The sequence below is a fragment of the Methylobacterium sp. J-088 genome (genome assembly GCF_022829295.1).
GTDB lineage: Bacteria > Pseudomonadota > Alphaproteobacteria > Rhizobiales > Beijerinckiaceae > Methylobacterium.
This window is the reverse complement of record NZ_JAKSYH010000183.1, coordinates 1-6899: the sequence shown is the minus strand read 5'-3', so window position 1 is coordinate 6899 and position 6899 is coordinate 1. Positions and strand designations below refer to the sequence as shown.

11 protein-coding genes are annotated in these 6899 nt (G+C 62.5%); 4 read left to right on the top strand and 7 right to left on the bottom strand.

Translation table 11 applies throughout. The annotated features are described in order from the left end of the window. Window positions 1–507: 507 nt before the first annotated feature. Genes MKK63_RS21025 through MKK63_RS21015 form a run of 3 tightly spaced genes read right to left on the bottom strand, consistent with a single transcriptional unit; the run spans window position 508 to window position 1887 of the window. A complete protein-coding gene (locus MKK63_RS21025) occupies window positions 508–873 on the bottom strand; it encodes a hypothetical protein (RefSeq protein WP_244005242.1) in 366 nt (121 codons plus the stop codon). A 4-nt stretch (window positions 874–877) separates the two neighbouring features. Further along, window positions 878–1582 carry a hypothetical protein gene (locus MKK63_RS21020; RefSeq protein ID WP_244005240.1) on the bottom strand — a complete coding sequence of 235 codons (705 nt, stop codon included), beginning with the start codon at window positions 1580–1582 and terminating at the stop codon, window positions 878–880. An 11-nt stretch (window positions 1583–1593) separates the two neighbouring features. Further along, window positions 1594–1887, bottom strand: a complete 294-nt coding sequence (locus tag MKK63_RS21015; RefSeq protein ID WP_243918963.1) for a hypothetical protein — start codon at window positions 1885–1887, stop codon at window positions 1594–1596. A 195-nt stretch (window positions 1888–2082) separates the two neighbouring features. On the opposite strand from MKK63_RS21015, the gene MKK63_RS21010 reads away from it, so the two are divergent. Further along, window positions 2083–2331: a hypothetical protein gene (locus tag MKK63_RS21010; RefSeq protein ID WP_244005238.1), complete on the top strand. Its 249-nt coding sequence runs from the start codon at window positions 2083–2085 to the stop codon at window positions 2329–2331. A 288-nt stretch (window positions 2332–2619) separates the two neighbouring features. After that, complete coding sequence (locus tag MKK63_RS21005) at window positions 2620–2826, top strand: hypothetical protein (RefSeq protein ID WP_244005236.1); 207 nt, start codon at window positions 2620–2622, stop codon at window positions 2824–2826. 501 nt (window positions 2827–3327) lie between these two features. On the opposite strand, the gene MKK63_RS21000 is transcribed toward MKK63_RS21005, so the two are convergent. Further along, window positions 3328–3600, bottom strand: a complete 273-nt coding sequence (locus tag MKK63_RS21000) for a hypothetical protein (protein ID WP_244005234.1) — start codon at window positions 3598–3600, stop codon at window positions 3328–3330. Window positions 3601–3603: 3 nt separating this feature from the next. Then, window positions 3604–4368, bottom strand: a complete 765-nt coding sequence (locus MKK63_RS20995; RefSeq protein WP_244005232.1) for a Crp/Fnr family transcriptional regulator — start codon at window positions 4366–4368, stop codon at window positions 3604–3606. A 456-nt stretch (window positions 4369–4824) separates the two neighbouring features. Here MKK63_RS20995 and MKK63_RS20990 point away from each other — a divergent pair, with 456 nt between their 5' ends. Continuing rightward, window positions 4825–5571, top strand: a complete 747-nt coding sequence (locus MKK63_RS20990; protein ID WP_244005230.1) for a Crp/Fnr family transcriptional regulator — start codon at window positions 4825–4827, stop codon at window positions 5569–5571. Then, window positions 5568–5813, top strand: coding sequence for a hypothetical protein (locus tag MKK63_RS20985; protein ID WP_244005228.1), 246 nt, complete (start codon window positions 5568–5570; stop codon window positions 5811–5813). Before MKK63_RS20990 ends, MKK63_RS20985 begins: the two co-directional genes overlap by 4 nt. A 30-nt stretch (window positions 5814–5843) precedes the next feature. Here MKK63_RS20985 and MKK63_RS20980 read toward each other — a convergent pair whose 3' ends face one another. Together MKK63_RS20980 and MKK63_RS20975 are read right to left on the bottom strand one after the other, a co-directional pair. Next, the gene (locus MKK63_RS20980; protein WP_243916558.1) at window positions 5844–6107 is read right to left on the bottom strand and encodes a hypothetical protein; all 264 of its coding nucleotides are present in this window, start codon (window positions 6105–6107) and stop codon (window positions 5844–5846) included. A 1-nt stretch (window position 6108) separates the two neighbouring features. Continuing rightward, a partial coding sequence (locus MKK63_RS20975) for a Crp/Fnr family transcriptional regulator (protein WP_313901786.1) occupies window positions 6109–6899 on the bottom strand: 791 nt, incomplete at its 5' end.

Here is a 6899-nt window from a genome sequence, read left to right as displayed (position 1 = left end):
CAGGCTCGCTTGACTATGCTGGATCGCTCGACGGACTGCCCCCGTCGTTGTGGCGCTGCCGTGAAGAACCTGGCCCATAGCGCATCCCTCCACTCCGAGGTGAAGAGTGCACCATCAAACCCTGGGATCAAACATCTAACCCAAAGGCCAGCCGCGAGGATCGATGTGGGAAAACGGGTCATAGGCTGCTCCGACGGTCGCGCCGTCGGGACTGACTTCGCGTTCTAAAAATGATGGCATCACACAAACAGGTTCTTGGTCTCAGGACCTTCACAGCTTCTCTGGTCCACCTCCCTCGGTGGCCAGATCAGGTGCGGGCGGAGGGTGGTCCGACGATCGAGGAGACGCAGGCGCATGTGCCGGTTGACTCAACCCTGGTTCAACGCATCGTCGCCGGTCGTGCGGCGTCAAGATCCTGGCATCACCGAGGGCCCGAGGGTTTGCACGCGTCAGTCGCGGTGCCGACAAACTCGACCGGTACCGATGAAGGGACCAAATTAGCCTCTATCAACGCCACAGGGCGCTGAAGGTTTGATCGAAGTCCGCGACTAGGGTTCGGTTGCAGAAACGGTGCAGGATGGGTCCGTCCGTGGTGCCCTCGCGCATCTCGATCGACTCGGTATTCTGGTCATACGAGAAGGTCAGGTGGCGGCCGCCGAGGGTGGTCGACAGGATGGCTTTGGCGCTCGCCTCATCCTGGATCAACTCGGTCGATCCCGGCGCGGCGCGCCACATGATCCCACCGAGCAGCGCCAGGGTGACCGCCTTCATCTGCAGATCCTCGCCGTCGGATCGCGCGATGACGCTCACAGCGTACCGCCGCACGGCGTCGAGGTCGGTCTTCTCGGACCGGACGGGGGCGAACAGGGCCATCGGCTTATTCCCGTCTCGTCGCGATGTCCGTCGCACCGGTCGAGGTGGCGGAATAGCCGCTCCAACCCTCCGTCGAGACGGGCGACGTCCCGCCCCACCCCTCGGTGCGCCACGTCGCGAGGCGTAGCGTCTGATCAACCGAGCCGTGGTCCTTTAGAATGCCCATGATGCGGTCCCGCTGGCCGTCCGCGACTACGAGGTTCAGCATCGCCGCGCCCTGCCGCAGCTGCACGCAGCAGGCGTCTAGTGCCTCCGGAGTCACACCGATCGTCCTGAGCTCATCTCGGAGGTCGGAGCCGTCGGGAAGCGATGTTCCCACCTCGGCGCGGCTGTCATTCGGACCAGAGGGGGCAACCACGAGCTGGATCGCCCGCTCGGGGATACCCGCCGCGACCAGCGTGGCTGTCGCCGCCTGCGCCTTGCTACGGCTCTCATACAGCGCGAGAATGCCGAGCCCTGCACGCGAACCTTCGCTCGGAAGCATAGGCCCCTCCGGCCGATCGACCGTATCTTCCTCGGATGCGATCTCCCTTCGCGCGACAGCGATGAACGCGGCGCGCTGGTCCGCGCTTAGCACGAAACCAGCGCTCATCGTAGATCCCTTCATGGAGGAGGGATCCGACCACATCCGGTCGCCCGGCCCGTTGTCGAGGAAGTTCCGCCGTGCGCGTTCGAGCACCGCGACCTCGACCGGATCATCGTTCGCCATCTCACACGGACTCATGGGTTGGCACTCCGCACGGCGGGCTGCGGATATGCTGGATTACCCCCGGGCACACCGCTGCTGTTGGCCGACGACGGGGCATCTGCCTTGCCGGTCTCAGAGCCGGTGATCTGCTTGCGCGATGCCGCCTGGCTCTGGCTGGCATAGTCGGGTGGCGAACTCGCGCCCTGCCAGATCATCAGCCCAGCCAGGGATGTCAGCATCAGCCCGACACTGACGATCAGGACGTAGAGGGCCGGCCGGCCGCGCTTGCCCTGGCGGCTATCTTGACCAGAGGTATGCTCTGACACTCATGAACCTCGCTTGCCCGCATTATTGCGAACATGAACGAGAAACATATGCCTATGACTGAAAGTTCTAGCCTGCGACTTCAAGTTCAATCGACTAAGAAATTGATAGCAAAAATCCAACTCATGTTAACGATGGATCTTTATAATCTTCGATCGTGTTGAACAGAAACTGTGTTCACTCGGTGCGAAGGCTCAATGTGCAATCCCATCTTTTCATCGATAATGCTGGCGATCGAGTCGCGGCGGGTCATCGAGCTGCGCATGGTCCGCCTGGCTTGGGGCGGCCGCGAAGGCCTCGCAGAAGCGCAGTCGATGGTGACCGAGAAAGTGCACGCCGCTGGAGAGGCGATGATCACGCTGATGCTCGGCGGCTCACCCGAGACGGTCATCGCCCGCTACCGCGAGCACGTGGCTTTCAACACCAAGCGCTTATCGGCGTTCTGATATGAGCGCCTTCCCTACCAACCTGCCGTGGGGCGTCCTAAAAAAGCCCCCCCCTTTTTTTAATTCGGAAATAGGGGCACCCCTATGTAGCGCACCCATTTTCGCGATCCCTCAAAGCCCCCTTTTGGGGCGGGCAGGGCCGCTTGAGACAGGCATTAGCGGTACGCCTGATCCTCATTGCGGCAGCCATTCGACGATCGTCCTATCGGCTTGACTCGCTGAGATAGCAGGGCTGGAAGCCCTTAGCGCGCATTGACTTCAACCTGCGGTAGTCCGCAGAGAACACCTATGTTGAAAAACCTTCCTCAAGGCCCGACCACCTTCGGTGGCCGCGGACTGGCGTTCGTCCACGGCACCCGCATCGTGATGAAGGTCGGCCCGACCTGTTCGCAGTGGAACGCCCCGAAAGCGGCAGATAATGGCGTGTGCGGCTGGTGCGCCTACATCCCCTTACGCGAGGACCTGGAGCCCGCCGTACAGTTTGAGCGTCCCTGATCGGGGCCGGGATCCGATTTTGGGAGCGAAAAGATATCACCGTAAGTCACTCTGTCGCACAGCACAGATTTCATTCCGAGGCTGTTGATCCAAAAATTGAGTTCCTCGATCAACATGGATATGTGCAGCCGTGTCTCTATCTCTCCTTCTCATGATCGCAGCAACGCTTGGCGCCAGCGCACTAATTATTGCCGCTCAACCATCTTTTGATAGGTTTTTGAGATGGCGCACCAGCAAGAAGAAACTTTGATACCTCATCATGGTTGGCCTGATCACAAACTGATTGGGGAACGCCGTGATGGAACTCGTGGTCATGATCGCGGGCGTTCTGGGCGCCGGGGCGACGACGGTATTCATGCTGCCGAAACTCGACTGGTTTTTCTCTTGGTGATTTGCGGTCCCGTGCTTGGGTTCGCTCGTGCTCCGACCCAATCGCACTCGTTCGGTGGCATCATCCTCAGATCTGCAGGTCATGCCTCCAGGCGGTAGCCTGCGGACAGATCACGCTGCCTTCAGATGCCGTCGCAACCAGCGCGTCGCTTCTTCTAGGCTCAGGAAGGTCGGAGCCTTTTTCCCCTGCAGCCGCCCGAAGCCAACCTCGAAGAACCAGCTTCCGACCTTGTCGTGCTCCGGCTCGGCGAGGCGCACCAGCACTGCCACCAGCAGGCCGTTGGCCATTACCAGCATGCCCTCACGGTCGGGGCTGTTGGTGTCCACCTCGATCGGCTGAAGCTGCAGCACGAGCAGCGTCGCGACGTTGCTTCGCCCGGACATCGGCTAACCCTCCTGGGCTTGACCGGGCCAGCTCAAGTCGCGGCGATCACCCCAGCGCGTACTGCGCAGGTGCAGGTAGTTCGGCGTGAAGTCGCAGAAGGCCTGGAGCTGCTCGACGTCGAGGATGGTCAGCACCCGCCGCTTCAGGTGGATCAGGCCCTGTGCGCGCAGATCCCGCAGCGTGCGGTTCACGTGCACGTCGGACAGGCCCATCATGTCAGCGATCTGCGTCTGCGTGAGCGGGAACGCGTAGCCGTTGTCGGTGACGCGCCCTACCGCCTCCAGGCGCATGAGAAGCTCGCAGAGAAGGTGGGCGATGCGTTGGGGCGGGAGCCGGCCGCCGATATTGACGAGCCACTCGCGCAGGACGGCGCCGTCGACCAACGAGCACCACCAGAAGGCGCGCGCGATGTCGGCGTGATCCCTGGCAATCTCGTCGATCGCCTGGCGCGGGATATCCACGACTTGGCACGCCGAGATCGTGCCGATGGCGTGATCCATCTCGTCGAGGATGAACACGTTCAGGTCACAGAAGTCGCCGGGCACGAGCAGGGCCATGATCTGACGCTGACCGTCCGGCAGGACCTTGTAGCGGTAGGCGAAGCCGTCGAGGATGAGGAGCACGTTCTCGGGCTTGTCGCCCTCCTGGATCAGATCCTGACGCGCGCCCACATATCGGACCTTGAGCACCAGGCGGTTCAGGGCCCAGCGAGCCTGATCGGACAACGGCTCGAAGCTCTCAAGCTTCCGCATCAGCGCCTGCTGCATGGGAGTGTCCTCGTGGGCGAGAGTACGACGTACCCGTCCAGAGGGCACTTCTCGAAGCAGCGCTGGCGCACGTCGCCGTTCCTGCAGGGTCAGCGGCCAGCTGCGCTCGCACCATCGCGGTGACAAGCGGACATCCATGCCAGCGACCAGAAGGGCTTACCCAATCAAAAGACGGGATTGATGGAATTCATCCTCGACTGCTTCGCACATCGGAGGACGCGGCATTGAAGTTCTGGCCAAGGCCATGTCGATAACCGTGACTACGCTGCGAGGTCAAAGCATCTTGCGTTCAGAAGCTGACCATTCCGGGGCCGAAATCGCTTCATAAACGTGTCTTATGACAGAATGCCGCAGTAATAATGCTCTATGATAGGGAACATCATCGGCTGATCCAACACAGGCACCGATGACTGGGAGAGCCGTGCGCTTCCGCCTGCGATGCCATGGTGGAACGATATGCATCCAGTCTCCGCCCAGCCCACCCTCGGCATGCTCATCCGCAAGCTGGAGAGCATTGCCACCCTGTCAAATGCGGAGCGTCAGGCCATCCAAAGCCTGCCGGTGCGGATCCAGAACCTCAGGGCCCGGCAGGACATCGTGCGCGACGGCGACCAGCCCACGCATTGCTGCCTCATCCTCGACGGATGGGCCTGCCGCTACAAGATGCTCAGCGAGGGCAAGCGCCAGATCCTGTCATTCCACGTATCCGGTGACGTCCTGAACCTGCAGAGCCTGCACGTCCCCACCATGGATCACAGCATTGCCACGCTGACGAAGGCCGTCATAGCCTTCATCCCACACGAGACTCTGCGGGAGCTGACAGCGAGCCACCCCGGCCTCGCGGCTGCCTTCTGGCGCGACACCCTGATCGACGCTGCGGTCTTCCGCGAATGGCTGGTTAGCATGGGCCGTCGCACGTCTTTTGAACACGTCGCGCACCTGTTCTGCGAGCTGTACCTGAAGCTGCAATCGGTGGGCTTGGCTGGCGATCACCGCTGCCCGCTGCCGATCACACAGACCGATATTGCCGACGCTCTGGGTCTCACCCCCGTGCACATCAACCGCGTGCTGCAGGAGATGCGCGGCCGGACCCTGATCACGCTCCGGGGCCGAATGCTCGTGATGGAGGCGTGGGACGAACTTCTTCGGGTCTCGGAGTTTGACCCAACGTACCTGCAGCTGGAGAAGCGAGCGGCCGGATGACCCTACGCTTACAGCCCGTGCAGGTCGGAACCGGCAGCTACGATGTCGAGGGCCATTTGGTCTTCGCTGATGGCTTCCTCGCAGCGGTGCTGGTTCAGCTCTCGGGGTTTCACGAGGATTTGGCCGGGATGTGGTTCCTGGAGGCGGGCTTCGGGCTGGTGAGCAGCGCGACCCCGCCCACCTTCGCCGACCTCGACACCGCACAAGACTGGATTGAGCAACGGCTGGCACACGCGGCCTGAGCCAAGGGCCCAAATCCGCCTCTCATCGGCTTACCCGCGCAGACGCTGCCGCACCCACCGCGTGGCGTCCTTCAAGGTATCGAACACGGGCGCGCGCACCCCCGCCAGCCGCCCCAGCCCAGCCTCCATGTGCCAAGCGCCAGGGCGATCGTGCCAGGGCGCATCGAGGCGGACCAGAACCGCCACGAGCAGCCCGTTGACCAGCACCAGCATGCCGACCTGATCCGGGCTGCGCGTGTCGACGGAGATCGGATGTAGGACGACCAGGGGCTCGACGTTGTCCTGGCCCGTCAACTTACCCGCCCTGGACGCTGCTCAGCCACGGCACCTGCCGGCGGCTACTCCAACGCGCGTTCCTGAGGTGGAGGTAATTGGGATTGAACCCGCAGTACGCTTTAAGCTGATCCACGTCCAGGATCGTCAGGACCCGGTGCTTGAGGTGGATCAGACCGAGCGCACGCAGCTCCCGCAGCGTGCGGCTGACCTGCACGTCCGACAGGCCCATCGTGTCGGCAACATCGGTCTGGGTGAACGGGAACGCGTAGCTGTTGTCGGTGACGCGCCCCACGGCTTCCAGTCGCAGCAACAGCTCGCAAAACAGGTGCGCGATCCGCTGGTCGGCCTGACGGCTGCCGATGTTGACCAGCCACTCGCGCAGGATAGCCCCATCGACGAGAGCGCACCACATCAGGGCCCGCGTCACCTGCGGGTGGTGCGCCGTGATCTCCTCGATGGCCTGGCGCGGGATCTCGACCGTTTTGCAAGGCGAGACCGTGCCGATGCTATGGTCCATCTCGTCGAGGATGAACACGTTGAGGTCGCAGAAGTCGCCCGGCACGAAGAAGGCCATGATCTGGCGCTGACCGTCCGGGAGCATCTTGTAGCGGCAGGCGTAGCCGTCGAGGATGAGATGAACGTCGCCAGGGACGTCGCCTTCAGCGATGATGTCCGTTCGCGCTGGCACATTCCGCACCCGTGGCACAAACGCCCGCAGCGCGGCGCGGTCGGCGTCGCTCAGTTCCTCGAAGCTTTCGAGCTTGCGGATCAGCGCATCTTGCATCGGGTCACAGCGGCGAAGAGTAGTCT